The sequence below is a fragment of the Pseudochelatococcus lubricantis genome (assembly GCF_042432495.1).
Lineage (GTDB): Bacteria > Pseudomonadota > Alphaproteobacteria > Rhizobiales > Beijerinckiaceae > Pseudochelatococcus > Pseudochelatococcus lubricantis.
Window position 1 is genome coordinate 1 of the sequence record NZ_JBHLXC010000013.1, and the last position, 15,049, is coordinate 15,049.

At 66.1% G+C, this 15,049-nt stretch carries 14 protein-coding genes; 1 reads left to right on the plus strand and 13 read right to left on the minus strand.

What is annotated here, in order from left to right; genetic code table 11:
- Nucleotides 1–1,368: aspartate aminotransferase family protein (locus ACFFJ7_RS17660; protein ID WP_377594079.1), on the minus strand; the 1,368-nt coding region annotated here is incomplete at its 3' end.
- 12 nt (nt 1,369–1,380) lie between these two features.
- Nucleotides 1,381–2,859, minus strand: a complete 1,479-nt coding sequence (locus ACFFJ7_RS17665; RefSeq protein WP_377594081.1) for an NAD-dependent succinate-semialdehyde dehydrogenase — start codon at nt 2,857–2,859, stop codon at nt 1,381–1,383.
- 133 nt (nt 2,860–2,992) lie between these two features.
- On the opposite strand from ACFFJ7_RS17665, the gene ACFFJ7_RS17670 reads away from it, so the two are divergent.
- Nucleotides 2,993–3,460 (plus strand): Lrp/AsnC family transcriptional regulator, encoded by a 468-nt coding sequence (locus tag ACFFJ7_RS17670; protein WP_377594083.1) that lies wholly within the window; start codon nt 2,993–2,995, stop codon nt 3,458–3,460.
- 12 nt (nt 3,461–3,472) lie between these two features.
- On the opposite strand, the gene ehuA is transcribed toward ACFFJ7_RS17670, so the two are convergent.
- The 11 genes from ehuA to ACFFJ7_RS17725 form a co-directional block, all read right to left on the minus strand.
- Nucleotides 3,473–4,264 (minus strand): ectoine/hydroxyectoine ABC transporter ATP-binding protein EhuA, encoded by a 792-nt coding sequence (ehuA, locus tag ACFFJ7_RS17675; RefSeq protein ID WP_377594140.1) that lies wholly within the window; start codon nt 4,262–4,264, stop codon nt 3,473–3,475.
- A gap of 71 nt (nt 4,265–4,335) precedes the next feature.
- The gene (gene ehuD / locus ACFFJ7_RS17680) at nt 4,336–5,028 is read right to left on the minus strand and encodes an ectoine/hydroxyectoine ABC transporter permease subunit EhuD (protein WP_377594085.1); all 693 of its coding nucleotides are present in this window, start codon (nt 5,026–5,028) and stop codon (nt 4,336–4,338) included.
- Nucleotides 5,025–5,690, minus strand: coding sequence for an ectoine/hydroxyectoine ABC transporter permease subunit EhuC (gene ehuC / locus ACFFJ7_RS17685; RefSeq protein ID WP_166953338.1), 666 nt, complete (start codon nt 5,688–5,690; stop codon nt 5,025–5,027). The genes ehuD and ehuC overlap by 4 nt, the downstream gene beginning before the upstream one ends.
- 168 nt (nt 5,691–5,858) lie before the next feature.
- The gene (gene ehuB, locus ACFFJ7_RS17690; protein WP_377594087.1) at nt 5,859–6,749 is read right to left on the minus strand and encodes an ectoine/hydroxyectoine ABC transporter substrate-binding protein EhuB; all 891 of its coding nucleotides are present in this window, start codon (nt 6,747–6,749) and stop codon (nt 5,859–5,861) included.
- Nucleotides 6,750–6,834: 85 nt separating this feature from the next.
- Nucleotides 6,835–7,839 (minus strand): N(2)-acetyl-L-2,4-diaminobutanoate deacetylase DoeB, encoded by a 1,005-nt coding sequence (gene doeB / locus ACFFJ7_RS17695; protein ID WP_166953343.1) that lies wholly within the window; start codon nt 7,837–7,839, stop codon nt 6,835–6,837.
- A gap of 4 nt (nt 7,840–7,843) precedes the next feature.
- On the minus strand, nt 7,844–9,022 hold the full coding sequence (gene doeA / locus ACFFJ7_RS17700) for an ectoine hydrolase DoeA (protein ID WP_166953345.1): 1,179 nt from the start codon (nt 9,020–9,022) through the stop codon (nt 7,844–7,846).
- Nucleotides 9,023–9,089: 67 nt separating this feature from the next.
- A complete protein-coding gene (eutC, locus tag ACFFJ7_RS17705) occupies nt 9,090–10,088 on the minus strand; it encodes an ectoine utilization protein EutC (protein ID WP_377594090.1) in 999 nt (332 codons plus the stop codon).
- Nucleotides 10,081–11,082, minus strand: coding sequence for a hydroxyectoine utilization dehydratase EutB (gene eutB / locus ACFFJ7_RS17710; RefSeq protein ID WP_377594092.1), 1,002 nt, complete (start codon nt 11,080–11,082; stop codon nt 10,081–10,083). Before eutB ends, eutC begins: the two co-directional genes overlap by 8 nt.
- Nucleotides 11,083–11,169: 87 nt before the next feature.
- Nucleotides 11,170–12,552: a MocR-like ectoine utilization transcription factor EhuR gene (ehuR, locus tag ACFFJ7_RS17715; protein ID WP_377594093.1), complete on the minus strand. Its 1,383-nt coding sequence runs from the start codon at nt 12,550–12,552 to the stop codon at nt 11,170–11,172.
- Nucleotides 12,553–12,788: 236 nt separating this feature from the next.
- Nucleotides 12,789–14,090, minus strand: a complete 1,302-nt coding sequence (locus tag ACFFJ7_RS17720) for an NAD(P)/FAD-dependent oxidoreductase (protein WP_166953353.1) — start codon at nt 14,088–14,090, stop codon at nt 12,789–12,791.
- The gene (locus ACFFJ7_RS17725) at nt 14,087–14,773 is read right to left on the minus strand and encodes a GntR family transcriptional regulator (protein ID WP_166953355.1); all 687 of its coding nucleotides are present in this window, start codon (nt 14,771–14,773) and stop codon (nt 14,087–14,089) included. The genes ACFFJ7_RS17720 and ACFFJ7_RS17725 overlap by 4 nt, the downstream gene beginning before the upstream one ends.
- Between the last annotated feature and the right edge of the window lie 276 nt (nt 14,774–15,049).

The following is a 15,049-nucleotide window of genomic DNA, read 5'->3' on the forward strand; positions in this document are numbered from 1 at the left end:
GACCTCGCGCACGGATGCCCCGGCGATCTCGACGATTTCGTCGATTTCCTCCCGCGTGACGACGAGGGGCGGCGCGAAGCCGAGGATGTCGCCGTGCGGCATGGCGCGCGCGATCAGGCCCCGGTCTCGCGCGGCCTTCGAGACGCGAGCACCGATCTTCAGCGCCGGGTCGAAGAGCGTCCGGCTTTCGCGGTCGGCCACGAACTCGATGGCGGCCATCAGGCCGACGCCTCGCACCTCGCCGACGATGGGCAACTGGGCGAATGTCTCCTTGAGCTGCGCCTGAAAATAGGCACCCACCGCGCGGGCGTTGCCGGGCAGGTTTTCCTTCTCGACGATGTCGAGCACCGCGTTAGCCGCCGCCGCGCCGATGGGATGGCCGGAATAGGTGTAGCCGTGCGAGAACGCCCCCACCTTGTCGGCGGCCTCCTCAAGCACCGCGTAAACCTTCTCGCCGACAATCGCGCCCGACAGCGGGAAGTAGGCCGAGGTGAGGCCCTTGGCGACGGTGATGAGATCGGGCTCGATGCCATAATGCTGCGAGCCGAACAGCGAGCCAGTGCGACCGAATCCGGTGATTACCTCGTCGGCGATCAGCAGCACGTCGTGCTTCCTGAGCACGGCCTGGATCGCCGGCCAGTAGCCTTCCGGCGGCGGCGTGATGCCGCCGGTGCCCAGCACCGGCTCGGCGATGAAGGCGCCGACGGTGTCCGGCCCTTCGCGCTCGATCAGCTCGTCGAGTTCGGCGGCGCGGCGGTTCGAGAATTCCTGTTCGGTCTCGCCGGGCCGTGCGCCCCGGTAGTAATGGGGAACGCCTGTATGAAGGATGTTCGGGAGCGGCAGGTCCATGTGGTCGTGGTAGAAGCTCATCCCGGTCATCGAACCAGAAATGACGCTGCATCCATGGTAGCCGCGCTCGCGCGCGATGATCTTCTTCTTCGCCGGCTTGCCGCGCAGATTGTTGTAATACCAGACGATCTTGGCCTGCGTCTCGTTCGCGTCGGAGCCCGACATGCCGTAAAAGATCTTGCTCATCCTGCCCGGCGCCATCCGGACGAGACGGTCGGAAAGGATGGCGAGTTCTTCCGTCGTGTGTGCGGCGTAGGTATGATAATAGGCGAGCTTGTAGGCTTGGCGCGCAATGGCCTCTGCCACCTCCGTGCGGCCGTAGCCGATGTTGACGCAGTAGAGGCCGGCAAAGCCATCGATCAGCTCGTTGCCGGCGGCGTCCCTGATGCGGATGCCCTTTCCGGTCTCGACGATGGTCGGATCGCCGATCCGGCCGGTCGCGAAATCCTTGAGTTGCGTGAAGGGATGCAGGACGCTCCGCCGGTCCAGTTCACTGATTTCCTTGATGTTCAATGACATGTCGTTCTCCTTTCACGCGGCCGGATGACCGATGCAGACGTATTTCGGCTCAAGGTATTCGGCGAGGCCGTGTCTCGATCCCTCGCGGCCCAGTCCGGATTGTTTCCAGCCGCCGAACGGGATCGGCGCGCCGGTGAATTTTGGCGTGTTGACGGCGACCATGCCGTATTCCAGCCGGTCCGTGAGACGCATGGCCCGCGCCAGATCGGCCGTGTAGACATAGGCGGCTAGGCCCATCTCGGTGTCGTTCGCCCGCGCCACGACCTCCTCTTCGCTGTCGAAGGGCAGGATGGCGGCAACGGGCCCGAACGTTTCCTCGCGGGCGATCAGCATGTCGTCCGTCACGTCGGCGAGCACGGCCGGCGTGACGAAGTTGCCGGCGAGCGGGCTGTCCTGCGTGCCGGTGACGAGGCGCGCGCCGGCTGCGAGCGCCTGCGCGATCTGCTGGCGGCATTTGTGCGCGACCGAAGGGCGGGTCATGGGGCCGATGTCCACGCCGTCCGCGAGGCCGTGCCCGACTTTGAGCGCAGCCGTTGCACGCGCGAATGCCTCCGTGAAACGCTCGTAGCAGGCCCGCTGCACGTAGATGCGGTTCGCGGCGAGGCAGTCCTGCCCGGAAGTCGCGAATTTCGCGGCCATGCAGCCGTCGACGGCGTTTTCGAGAGGCGCGTCATCGAACACCACGAACGGCGCGTGGCCGCCCAGTTCGAGCGACGCCTTCTTGATCGTCAGCGCGGACCGGGTAAGAAGAAGCCGTCCGATTTCGGTGGAGCCGGTGAACGAGAAGGCACGCACTTCCGTGTGGTCCAGCAGCCGGCGCGCGAGCGGCGCCGCCTCTCCCGTGACGACCTGCAGCACGCCCTCCGGCACCCCGGCCTCCTCCGCGAGGCGCGCCAGTGCCAGCGCCGAAAGCGGGGTTTCGGGCGCCGGCTTCACGATCATGGTGCACCCGGCCGCCAGCGCGGCCCCGGCCTTGCGCGCGATCATCGCGGAGGGAAAGTTCCACGGGGTGATCGCGGCCGTCACACCGACGGGCTGCATCTGGACCGACAGGCGACTGCCGCGCAGATGGCTCGGGATCGTCTCGCCATAGGCGCGCTCGCCCTCGGCGGCGAACCAGTCGAGAAACTGCGCCGCATAGGCGATCTCGCCGCGCGCTTCCGCCAGCGGCTTGCCCTGCTCCGCAGTGATCAGCACCGCAAGATCGTTGGCGTTGCGGCGCATCCCGGCCGCCCAGGCGCGCAGGATGGCGCCCCGCTCGGCCGGCAGCACATCCCGCCACGCAAGGAAAGCCGTATGCGCCGCTTCCACGGCCCGGTCCACATCCGCGACGGAACAGGCGGCGACATCGACGAGATGCTCGCCCGTGGCGGGGTCGATGACCGGGGTCGTCTCCCCCCGCTCGATCCAGCAGCCGGCGACGAAAGCGCGGCGCTCGGGGAAATCGGGCCGTTCGAGGCGTTTCAGGGCTGCGATGGCAAGGCCTTGCATCGAAATACTCCAGCTTGCGGAATCCGTTTCGCTGAGAAGAACTGTATCGCCGCTTGCACGCATGTTGACGGCGATAATAACGATTGATATGCAGATTTTCTGCGATATATGAAATTCTACGCAGGATTAATGCATGACAGAGCTTGATCGCGCCGACGTTACCCTTCTCGAAGCCGTGCAGCGAAACAACAGGCTGACGTCCGAGGAGCTGGCGAAGATCGTCAACCTGTCGCCCACCGCCTGCCAGCGGCGGCTGAAGCGCCTGCGGGCGGAGGGCGTGATCGAGGCCGATGTCTCGATCGTGTCGCCCAGGGCCGTGGGACGCCCCGTTTCCATGATCGTGCTCGTCTCGCTCGAACGCGAGCGGGCCGACATCGTCGACCGGTTCAAGCAGGCGATCCGCAATACCCGGGAGGTGATGATCGGCTACTACGTCACCGGCGATGCGGATTTCATCCTCGTCGTCACGGCTCGAGACATGGAAGACTACGAGCAGTTCACGCGGCGGTTCTTCTACGAAAACCCGGACATCAAGGGCTTCAAGACCATGGTCGTGATGGATCGCGTCAAGGCCGGCTTCGCCTTTCCAATCGACGTATAGACAGCATTCGGATCACGCGAGCACCGATTGCAGGAAGGCGCGCGTTTCCGGGTGCTCCGGGCTTCTGAACATCCGCTCCGGATCGCCCTGCTCCACGATGCGCCCCTTGTTGAAGAAGCAGACGCGGTCGGAGACCTCGCGCGCGAAGCGCATCTCGTGCGTGACGAGCAGCATGGTCAGGTCGTGCTCATGAGCGAGGCTGCGGATGACGCCCAGCACCTCGCCGACGAGTTGCGGGTCGAGAGCCGAAGTCGGCTCGTCGAACAGCAGCACGCGCGGACGCATGGCGAGCGCCCGCGCGATGGCGACGCGCTGCTGCTGCCCGCCCGAGAGCTGTGCCGGGAAGTGGTCTTTCTTGTCGGCGAGGCCCACGAGGCCCAGCAGGTCGAGTGCCCTGCCCTCCGCCTCCGCGCGCGGCACGCCGTGGGCCCGCGGCGCTTCGGTAATGTTGCGCAGCACGCTCATGTGCGGAAACAGGTTGAAGCTCTGGAAAACCATGCCGACGTTGCAGCGGATGGCGCGCAGGTGCTTTTCCGACGCGCGGAATGCGCCCGCGCCGCCCGGCTGGTGATAGCCGTGGCCGCCCAGCGTCAGCGTGCCTTCCTGAAAGGGCTCCAGCGTCATCAGGATGCGCAGCACCGTGGACTTGCCGGAACCGGAGGGGCCGATCAGCGTCACCTTCTCGCCGGGCGCCACGGTGAAGCTGAAATCGTCGAGCACGGTGAGCGCGCCGAAGCGCTTGGTGACGCCGTCGAAACGGATGATGGGCGCGGCGGCCTCTGCCACCGCCGCCAGACTCTGCATCGCCATGACGGCCTCCATGCGGCTGTTGATTGTGTCGGGTTGTCTCGAATGGATCATGTCTGCAACGCTTCTCATTTCAGCGGAACGCCCGCTTTCGGCAGCCGGCGTTCGAGCTGATGGATGGCGGCGGAGCAGATGAGCGTCAGCAGCAGGAAGATGACGCCGACCATGGTGAGCGGCAGCAGATATTGATACGTCTGCTCCCCGATCATGTTGGCGAGGCCGAGCATCTCCAGAATGGTAATGACGGACAGCACCGGCGTCTCCTTGAACATCGCCACCGCGTAGTTGCCCATGGCGGGCACGATGCGCGGCACCACCTGCGGGATGACGATGTCCCGGTAGACCGTGAGCCGGGAGAGATTGAGCGCCGTTGCCGCCTCCCATTGCCCGCGCGGAATGGCGTCGATGCCGCCCCGGTACACCTCGGACGTGTAGGCGGAATACTGCAGCCCCAGCGCCAGTACGCCGGTGAGGAACGCCGGCATCACGACGCCGTAGTCCGGCAGAACATAGTAGAGGAAGAAAAGCTGCACCAGCAGTGGCGTGTCGCGCAGGAATTCCACCACGAACGCCGTCGTCCACGAAACAGCCCTTATCCGGCTGCGGCGCAGCAGGGCGAAGACGAGCCCCATGACGATGGCGATGGCGAAGCCCGCGAGCGCCGCCTTCACCGTGACCGTCAGGCCGATCAGCAGGATCGGCAGGATGGATGTCGCGAACGCCAGCGGCGTCGAGGTATCCCATGCAAGGCCGTACATCATGCGTGCGCCGCCTTCGGAAATGCCGCCCCGCGCCTGACCAGCCGCTCGATGAGCCGCATGATCGCCGCGAGGACCAGCGCCATGAGAAAGTAGCCGATCAGCGTTAGCGTGTAGACGGTCGTGCTGTCGAGCGTGAGGTTGCGGATGGACTGCGCTCGAAAGGTGAGATCGGCGATCGAGATCAGCGACACCAGCGACGACAGCTTCAGCGTGTCGATGGCGAGGTTGCCGAAGGCCGGCATCATCTCGACGAGGCTCTGCGGCAGCACGATATGGAACAGCGTGTGCCGGCGGCTGAAGTTCAGCGCCCGCGCGGCTTCGAGCTGCTGCTGCGGCACGGCCAGCAGCGCCCCGCGCACGATTTCCGCGCCATAGCCGCCCGCGTGCAGCGACAGGCCGATGATGCCGGTCGTCACCGGATCGAACGACAGCCCGATCAGCGGCAGGGCGTAGTACAGCCAGAACAGCTGCACGAGCAGCGACGTGCCGCGGAAGATTTCCGTGTAGCACAGGGCGACGAAGGCCGGTATCCGCCCGCCCTCGACACGGGCGATGCCGGCCGCGAACGACAGCAGCCCGCCGATCACGATGGAAACGAACGTGATCTCGGCGGTGACCAGCGCACCCTGCGCCAGCGATGGCAGGTAGGAAAGCCAGTTCATCGGCGCCCCTCCTTTATGGCGTTTTCGAGCGAAGCGGATGCCCGCTCGCGTGAGGAAAACACGTTAAACCAGAAAATCAGAGCGTTTCGGCGTTTCCGTGAAGCGACGAAACGCTCTCATGAAGATAAGGGAACTGGCCCACCGGCGCGGCCCGGCAACCACGCGCCGTCACTTGCCTGCGCACAACTCCGCGACATTGACGGACTGCGCGGCCGTGATGCTTTCCTCGCTCAGGCCGTAGGTCTTCAGAATCTGGCGGTAGGCATCCGTCTTCCGGAAGGCGACCAGCGCCTCGTTGAAGGCGTCGCGCAGTTCCTTGTCCTCGGGCCGGAAGGAAAAGCCACCGTAGTTACGCACCGGCTTGCCGTTCACAACCGGGTCGGCGAAGGGGCTCACCTGCTCCACATCCTCGCGCCCCTTCGCCAGGTTGAACACCGTGAGTTCGGTCGCGGCATAAGCGTCGGCGCGGCTTTGCACGGTGGCGAGCGCGTCGGCGTTGGCCTTGATGAACACCACCTGATCGTCCTTCACGCCAACGGCGCGCAGAAAGTCGATGTTGTTGGCGCCCGATACCACCGCCACCTTCAGGCCCGGGTCCTTCGCGACATCGGCATAGGTGGTGAACTTCTTCGGGTTGCCCTTCTTGACGAGCAGCCCCTCGCCGTAGCTGGAATTGGGCTCGCTGAAGCTCACCTGCTTGCAGCGCTCCGGCGAGATGTTCTGCTCCGCCGCCACGAAATCCCAACGTCTGGCCTTGAGGCCCGGAATGAGGGTGCCGAAGGGCGTCACCGTCCAGTTGATCTCCGCGATGCCGAGCGTCTTCAGCACCGCGATCGCAACCTCCGGCCCGATGCCGGCGGCCGTGCCGTCTTCCTTCATGAAGCCGTAGGGCACCTCGTTGGCGGTGGCGACGCGGATGTAGCCCTGCTTCTTCGCCTCTTCCAGCGTCAGGGCCCGGGCGCCGGACGCGAAGGCGGTGGCCAGCGCCAGCGATGCGACCGTGCACGAGATGACCTTCTTCCACGATATAGCGTTTTTCCGGAATATAGCTTTTTTCATCGTTGACTCCTCTGGTTGTTCTGATTGCTGGGGCCGGGTTGTCCCGGCTCCGCGTTTTCCCGGGGCGACCGGCCGATCTGCCCCGTCAGCTTGCCGTTGTCGCGATCACGAACAGGCAATCGCCCTGCTGGACGAGGCCGGGGAAGTGCCGGGCCGCGAGAACCCCGTCAAGCGCCGCGCGTATTTCCGCCGGCGCCGCGCCGGTGCGGTCGACGGGATGGATGCGCGCGATCACCTCTCCCCGCGCGACGGGCTCTCCGAGATCGCGGGCGAAGGCGACGAGCCCGGCGTTCTCCGCGAAGGCGAAGCAGTCCGGCGAGGGCATGGCGAGGAAGCGGCCCGGCGCGCCCTCGGGATCGCCGGCGAGAATGCCGGCGTGCTTCAGCACGTTGCGCGCTCCCCGCCGCGCGATCGCGGCCGTCGTGGCGGAAGCCGTGCCGCCGCCGCCGAGTTCCGTTGTCACGAAAACCTTGCCCATTGCCTCGACCGTGGTGTCGAACATGCCCACGGCGTCGATCTCACGCATGCGCATGGCATAGGGCGCGGCGAACGCCGCCACGGCCTCGAACGAGCGGCGCTCCTGTTCCTTGTCGTCAAGTTCATGGGCCGCCGCGTAAGGCAGGAAATCCAGCGTGCGGCCGCCCGAGTGGAAGTCCAGCACGATATCCGCGCGCGGCACGAGATGCCGGGTGACGAAATCGGCGATCTTGCCGGTGACCGTGCCGGTGGGGCTGCCGGGAAAGCTGCGGTTGAGGTTGCCCCTGTCGATGGGCGACGTGCGCGTGCCGGCGCGGAAAGCGGGGTAATTCATGGCGGGCAGGATGATGACCCGCCCCCGCACGGCCGCGGGGTCGAGTTCCCGCGCCAGCTCGAACAGGGCAATGGGCCCCTCGTATTCGTCGCCGTGGTTGCCGCCGGTCAGCAGCGCCGTGGGGCCGTCGCCGTCGCCGATGACGGCGATCGGTATCATCACGGAACCCCAGGCGCTGTCGTCGCGGCTGTAGGGCAGGCGCAGGTAGCCGTGCTGCGCGCCGCCGCCATCGAGGTCGACGGTGGGCGTCACGGGAGAGGGAGGCAACAGATCGCTCACGGTCTCAGTCCTTCACGAACAGCCGGCGCGGCACGTCGGCGAGGCATTCGACCCCGGTTTCGGTGATGAGGATGCTCTCGGTGATCTCGATGCCCATGGTATCGAGCCACAAGCCGCTCATGAAATGGAAGGTCATGCCCGGCCGGAGCACGGTCCGGTCGCCCTTGCGCAGGCTCATCGTGCGCTCGCCCCAATCCGGCGGGTAGCTGAGGCCGATCGAATAGCCGGTGCGGTTGTCCTTGACGAAACCGTGCCGCGCCAGCGTGGCGAAATAACGGTTGGCGATGTCCTCGCAGGTATTGCCGGGCCGGGCGGCGGCGAGCGCCTCCTCCATGCCCTCCAGCGTGGCTTTTTCCGCATCCAGAAAACGCTGTCCGGGCTTGCCGAGAAACACCGTGCGCGATAGTGGGCAGTGATAACGGCGATAGCAGCCGGCGATCTCGAAGAACGTTCCCTCACCCGCGCGCATCGGCGCGTCGTCCCATGTCAGGTGCGGTGCGGAAGCGTTCTCTCCCGAGGGCAGCAGCGGCACGATGGCCGGATAGTCGCCGCCGAAGCCGTCCGTGCCCCGGATGCCGGCATCGTAGATTTCCGCCACCAGATCGCACTTGCGCATGCCGGGCTCGATCACCTCGACGATGCGTTCGTGCATTCTGGCGACAATCTGGCCGGCCTTGCGCATGTAGTCGATTTCGGCCTGGCTTTTGACGGCCCGCTGCCAGTTCACCAGATAGGTGGCATCGTGGAAGCGGGCGTCCGGCAGGTGCTTTTGCAGCGAGGCATGGGCCGCCGCGCTGAAATAATAGTTATCGAGTTCCACGCCGATCCGTGCGGTCTTCCAGCCGCGATCCGCGATGAGCTGCGCCAGCAGATCCATCGGGTGGCGTTCCGTCGACTGCACATAATGGTCGGGATAACTCAGGATGTGGCTTTCGCCCAGGCTGGTCGTGAGCTGCGCGCCGCGCGCGTCCTGCAGGCGCCCGTACCAGAACACCTCGCCGCCGGGGGCGACCAGCACGCATTGGTGGACGTAGAACGACCAACCGTCGTAGCCCGTCAGCCAGTGCATGTTGGACGGATCGGTGACGATGAGCAGGTCTATCTCCGCCTGTTCCATCGCCTGCCGGGTGCGGCCGAGGCGGGTGGCGTATTCGTCTGCGGTAAAGCCGGGCTCCTGAGACATTGACGGTATGATCCCTTGTTGTCGTCATTCGGGCGGCGCGCGGGCGACGGCCTTCGCGCGCCGGCGTTCAGGCCCTCGCGCCGCCGGTGTCGAAGCGGACGCCCGCACCCACCGCGCGGGCGCGCGTGAAGGCGAGATGCGCGATGGCGGTATCCTGCACACCCGTGCCAGTCAGATCGCACAGGGTGATCTCGTCGTCGCGCCGTGAGCGCGGCTGCGCGACCACGTCGCCCAGCTCGGCAAGATCCGTGCCGGGTGGCAAGGTACCGGCGGCGACGGCATGGTGAAGTTCGCCCAGCAGGCGCGTCTGCGGCAGGCTGTCGGCGACGTAGCGCGCCTTCCGGAACAGCGCCGGGTCGATCTCGTTCTTATGGCCTGCGTCGGACCCCATCGCGGTGATATGCTGGCCGGGTGCGATCCATTCTGCCTGCAGCACCGGCTCCGCCGCCGGCGTGGTGGTGACGATGACATCCGCGCCGCTCGCCGCCTCCCGCGCATCGGCCACGAAGCGGACGGGGAAGCCGAGTTCCCGCGTCAACGCGGCGCTGGCAGCCGCTCCCTTGCCCGCGTCGCGCGCCCACAGCCGCGCCTCGCCGATCGGGCGCACGAGCGTGAGCGCCTTCAATTGCAGCCGCGCCTGCACACCGGCGCCGAAGACGGTAGCGACCCGCGCATCGGCGCGCGCCAGATGCCGGGCCGCCACAGCGCCCGCCGCCGCCGTGCGCACCTCCGTCAGATAGCCGTTGTCGAGCAGCAGCGCCTCCACCAGCCCGGTGCGGGCGGACAGCAACACCATCAGACCGTTGAGGCTGGGCAGGCCCAGAAGCGGATTGTCGAAGAACCCGGGGCTGATCTTGATCGCGAAGCCGTCGAGGCCCGGCACATAGGCCGTCTTGACGTCCACCTCGCCACGATGCTCCGGTATGTCGAGACGCAGCACGGGCGGCATCGCGACACGGCGCGTCGCCAGCGCCCGGAAGGCATCCTCGACGCAATCCACCGCCTCGGCATCGAGCGCCACAACCTTGCGCAGATCCGCTTCCGTCAATACCAGCATGTCAGCCATTGCCGACTCCCCCGCTCCCGTCCGCGCCGTTGATGGCCCGGTGCAGCGCCGCATCGATGTTGGCACCGGACAGCAGCACCGCCGTCGGCCCCGCCGGCCGGACCTTGCCCGCGAGCAGCGCCGCGATGCCCACGGCGCCGGCACCTTCGACGGTTTCACCCTCCTCACGGAAAGCGTGGCGGATGCCCGCCGCAATCTCGTCCTCGTCCACCAGCACCACATCGTCGAGCAGGTCGCGGCACAGGGCGAACGTGTAGCGGTTGTCGAGGCCGATGCCGCCGCCGAGCGAGTCGGCGAGCGTCTCCTCCTCCCGCACCTCGACGGGGTGGCCAGCCGCGAGGCTTGCGTGCATGGCCGCGCCGCGTCGCATCGAGACACCGATGACCCTGGCCTCAGGCCGCCGGAAGCGCACCGCCGCCGCGACGCCCGCCGCAAGGCCACCGCCGGACAGCGGCACGAGCACGGTGGCGACATCCGGCATCGCCTCCACGATTTCGAGGCCGGCGGTTCCCTGTCCCGCGATCACGTCCGGGTGGTCGAAGGGCGGCACGGGCGTCAGCCCTTCATCGCGCGCGAGCCGCGCCACTTCCTCCATCGCCTCGTCCTGCGAGCGGCCCACGATACGCACGTCCGCGCCAAGCGCCCGCACCGCCTCGACCTTGTTGGCGGGCACGAGACCCGACAGGCACACGACAGCACGCACGCCCTGCCCCCGCGCCGCATGGGCGAGCGCCCGGCCGTGGTTGCCGGTCGAAGCCGTCACGACGCCGCGCCGGCGCTGTTCCGCGTCGAGCCGCAGGATGGCGCAGGTCGCACCCCTGATCTTGAAGCTGCCCGTCAGTTGCCGGTTTTCGAGCTTCAGCCCCACCGTCTGCCCATGACGGCGCGATAGCACCGGCGACGTTCTCAGGCCGGTTTCGGCCACATGCCCGGCAAGCTGGCGCCGGGCGAGAGAGATGTCCTCGCCGGTGCCGGGCCCATAACGGATTGGCATGATCCGCACCCTCTGCATTTGTTCTTGCAGGGATGGTTGCGCAGTCCAATTATCATGTCAATCAATACATTAAATCATTACAATTTTTCAATCGAGGATGTCGATATCGTAGACCGGCGGCAACTGCTCGAAGATGCCCCGGATAGCCATCAGCACCTGCCGCAGACCGGCGGACGAGAGGTGGCCGCCGATGCAGATGCGGATTCCGCCGCATGGACGATCCGGACTCGCCACGAAGGGGTCCGACGCGGTCACGGCGATGTTGTTCCGCGCCAGTTGACGCACCAGACCCCCCTCGTCCCAGTGGTCCGGCACCTTCAGCCACGCACTCGGCGACACGGGGTGGCTGCCGGCGATGAAGGGGCCTAGCGTCTCCCGCACGACGGCCTGCCGCGTCCGGATTTCCCGCCGCTGGACGTCGAGAAGGGCCTGCGCCGTGCCGTCCTCGATCCACCGCGTGGCGATCTCGGCGGTGAGATAGGTGGCACTCCAGCCGGTCACGCGCAGGATGCTCGCCACCTTGATGGCGTATTGCTGGGGCACCACCAGATAGCCTGTGCGCAGGCCGGTCATTACCGATTTCGTGAAACTCGTGACGAAAAAACCGAGATCCGGCAGCAGTTCGGTATAGGAAGGCAGCGGCTCCTCGATCAGCGGCTTATAGACCTCGTCCTCGATGACATACACGCCATGACGGCGCGCGACCTCGGCGATCGCCCGCCGCCGCTCGGCCCCCGCGAGATGGCTCGTCGGGTTGCCCAGCGTGGGTACCATGACGAGCGCCGCCACCCCGCCGGCCCGGCAGGCCGCCTCGAACGCCTCGACAATCACCCCCTCCCCATCGACCGGGAGGCCGCGCAGGGAGAAGCCGAGCAAATTCGACAGGCCGATGATGCCGTGATCCGTCAGCTCCTCGGTCAGCACCACATCACCGCGCCGCAGCAGCGCGGCGCAAGCCAGAAACAGCCCATGCGCGGCCCCGTTGGTGACGATGATGCGCTCCTGCGGCACATCCACCCCGAGCCCCCGCAGCCAGTGCTGCGCGCCGGCGCGGTGCGCGTCGAGCCCGACGATCGGCCGGCAAGGCTGCATGAAGATGCTGCTGTCGTCCCGCGACATGGCCGCGAACAGGCGGCGCATGGCCGCCTCGTGCTCTTCGGAATAGACGCACCGCACAATGGAGAGATCCGCGCGATCGCCGCTGTTGCGATCAAGCATGAAGCGATCCGCCTTTTCGGTCACGCGGTTGCGCACGAACGTGCCGCGCCCCACCTCGCCCGTCAGAAAGCCCAGCCGCTCCGCCTCCTTGTAACTGATGCTCACCGTCTGCACCGAAACACCGAGCTGCCGCGCCAGCTCGCGGTGCGTCGGCATGCGCGTGCGCGGCGGCAGGATACCCGCCTCGATATCCGCGACGATCTTTTCCGTGAGCAGCCTGTGCTTCGTCGCGCCACGCCGGGGCGTCAGCACGGGAAGCCAGGAATCGCCGCCGCCTCCGGAATCGGCAATTGCCTGAGAAACAGGCTGCAATCTGGCGGATAACGAAGCGCGAGGAGATATCATGATGCAGGACAGTTCAAGCTATGACTTACATCATGACAATATGCGGGTGTCCTGACCAGATCAAGCGATCAACGGCGGGTGCAGGTGCGCGGAGCGAGACCACCTAGCCGGCGCCACGCTGACCGTGGCAACGGCATCCCGGCTCATGCGACGAGGTCGAGAAGGCGGAAGAAATGCGTGGCGCTCACGACGCCCAGATCGCGCAGGGGCTTGGGGGGCATGGTGGGCGCGGCGGTATCGGGCACCGGCAGCTTGCCGAGCGATCCGTTGGCCAGAATGGCCTTCCCCATCAGTGTGCCATACGCCGTTGCCATGGCCACGCCGCGCCCGCAATAGCCATGGGCGGTCCACAGGCCGGGCTCGGGCTCGTTGATGTGGGGCACGAAGTTGCCCGTCAGCGCGATGCGGCCGGACCAGCGGAACTCAATGGGCTGCCCCCTGAGCTGCGGATAGACACGGTGGAGCGCCGCTTCGACATGGGCGAAATCGGCATCGGATCGTGGCCCGCCCAGCGTGCCGCGCGTGCCGAAAAGAACGCGGCCATGAGGATCTTTATGCCAGTAGAGCAGGATGCGCCGGATATCGGAGACCGCCTGCTCTCCCGGCAGGATAGAGTCGGCGATGTCCCCCGGTAACGGAACTGTCGCGACGATATTCGTATGTATCGAGGCGAAGCTGCGGTCGACGCTGGGCACGAGGCCACCGGAATAGGCATCGGTGGCGACAACCACCTTTTCGGCGGTGATGGCGCCGCGCGGGGTGTCGACGCGCCAGCGCCCCCCCGTGCGGGAGAGTCTGTCCGCCCGCGTCTGCCCATGCACGCCGGCGCCATGGCCCAGCGCTGCGCGCGCAAGGCCGCGCGCATAGGAAAGCGGATTGAGAGACGCGCCATGGGAATCGATCATGCCGCCGATATAGGCTTCGGAACCGATCATCCGGGCCAGCGTATCGCGGTCGATCATGGCGAGGCCGGGAAAACCGTCCGCCGTCCAGGTATCGACACGGTCGCGCACGCGGCGCAGCCCGGCCTTGTTGTGCGCCGGCAGGAGCCAGCCGCTGCGAACCAGATCACATTGGATATCATAGCGCGCGATGAGATCGAACACGATATCGCATACCCGGCCGCCGAAGTCGGCCATGGCGCGGCCACGTTCGTCACCGAACTCCTTAACCAGTGCGCTGCGGCTGTTCTTGAAGCCACGGATCACCGCGCCGCTGTTGCGCCCCGAGCCCCCCCAGCCGGGAAAGCCGCCATCGATGATCCGGACATTCGCGCCTCCGCGCGCAAGTTCGATCGCCGTGGCGAGGCCGGTATAGCCCGCGCCGATGACGGCGACATCGCAGGAGGCATCACCGTCCAGCGGTTCCGAAAGGTCGCGCTCGACAGCCGTGGCGAGCCACAGGGACGGAAAACGATTCTGGCAGTCGCGGGCATAGTCGGTCATCGGATGTCCTGAATGGCAGCCCCGGCCTCATATCCGTTGAGCCGATGCAGACGGACGGTCGTGGCGAAGTGGTAGTTGAGTTCGGCTTTGGCGACCCGCGCATCGCCGCGCTCCAGCGCGCCAAAAATGCGGCAATGGTCGTTATAGGCGCCCTTGGGGCCGGAATCGCGGGCGATCTCGTCACTGCGAATCAGCCGTACCCGGTCGAGCACGAGTTCCAGTTCACGCACCAGCATCGCCACGCCGCCGAGTTCGGCGACGGCGAGATGGAAACGCGCGTCGAGCTGGCTGAAAGCGCCACGCGATGCGCCGCTAACAGCCTGACGCTGTTCCTCAAGAATCGCCGCGACCGGTCCGAGCGCATCGCGCCCCGCGGCGATGGCATATTCGACGGCCATGTATTCCAGCGCGGCGCGCTGGCGATACGTGAGCACGACCTCGTCATAGCTGTAGCGGCGGATGATGTAGCGCCGTCCACCACGCTCGACGAGCCCCTCCTGTTCCAGCCGCCGCAACGCATCGCGCGCCGGGGCGCGGGAAACGCCGAACCAATCAGCGACATCCTCCTCCCGAAGCGCGTCGCCCATATGGAACTCATGGTCGAGAATGCGCTTTTTCAGGCCGGCGTAGACAGCCGGGCCGGTACTGGCATCTGAGCGCGTCGCGGTCGAGGGGATGTTCATCGCTGTTTTATGCTGTTTGTCGGCCAAATGGCACCTCTTACATTTCAGTATACGGAAATTGCATCGCGTTTCAACCCGATTCAGCGAAGCTCATAAAAACGCCATTATAGAGACCGGATATATATGGAATGATCGAGATTTACACTTATTGAATTATATAAATAGACAGTTTTTTGTGTGTTGATGCCTTTATGTGCACCTATGAAGCGTGCATAAGAAGCATCCACGTTTTTCATCAACGCCAGGATATCTGTCCCACGCCGCTTCAGAAGCGCA

Excerpts from the sequence above, each read along its gene's own strand:
- ACFFJ7_RS17665 (WP_377594081.1), bottom strand. The coding sequence starts at position 2,859 with ATGCAAGGCCTTGCCATCGCAGCCCTGAAACGCCTCGAACGGCCCGAT.
- ACFFJ7_RS17670 (WP_377594083.1), top strand. The coding sequence starts at position 2,993 with ATGACAGAGCTTGATCGCGCCGACGTTACCCTTCTCGAAGCCGTGCAG.
- ehuA (WP_377594140.1), bottom strand. The coding sequence starts at position 4,264 with ATGCAGAGTCTGGCGGCGGTGGCAGAGGCCGCCGCGCCCATCATCCGT.
- ehuD (WP_377594085.1), bottom strand. The coding sequence starts at position 5,028 with ATGATGTACGGCCTTGCATGGGATACCTCGACGCCGCTGGCGTTCGCG.
- ehuC (WP_166953338.1), bottom strand. The coding sequence starts at position 5,690 with ATGAACTGGCTTTCCTACCTGCCATCGCTGGCGCAGGGTGCGCTGGTC.
- ehuB (WP_377594087.1), bottom strand. The coding sequence starts at position 6,749 with ATGAAAAAAGCTATATTCCGGAAAAACGCTATATCGTGGAAGAAGGTC.
- doeA (WP_166953345.1), bottom strand. The coding sequence starts at position 9,022 with ATGTCTCAGGAGCCCGGCTTTACCGCAGACGAATACGCCACCCGCCTC.
- eutC (WP_377594090.1), bottom strand. The coding sequence starts at position 10,088 with ATGGCTGACATGCTGGTATTGACGGAAGCGGATCTGCGCAAGGTTGTG.
- eutB (WP_377594092.1), bottom strand. The coding sequence starts at position 11,082 with ATGCCAATCCGTTATGGGCCCGGCACCGGCGAGGACATCTCTCTCGCC.
- ACFFJ7_RS17720 (WP_166953353.1), bottom strand. The coding sequence starts at position 14,090 with ATGACCGACTATGCCCGCGACTGCCAGAATCGTTTTCCGTCCCTGTGG.
- ACFFJ7_RS17725 (WP_166953355.1), bottom strand. The coding sequence starts at position 14,773 with ATGAACATCCCCTCGACCGCGACGCGCTCAGATGCCAGTACCGGCCCG.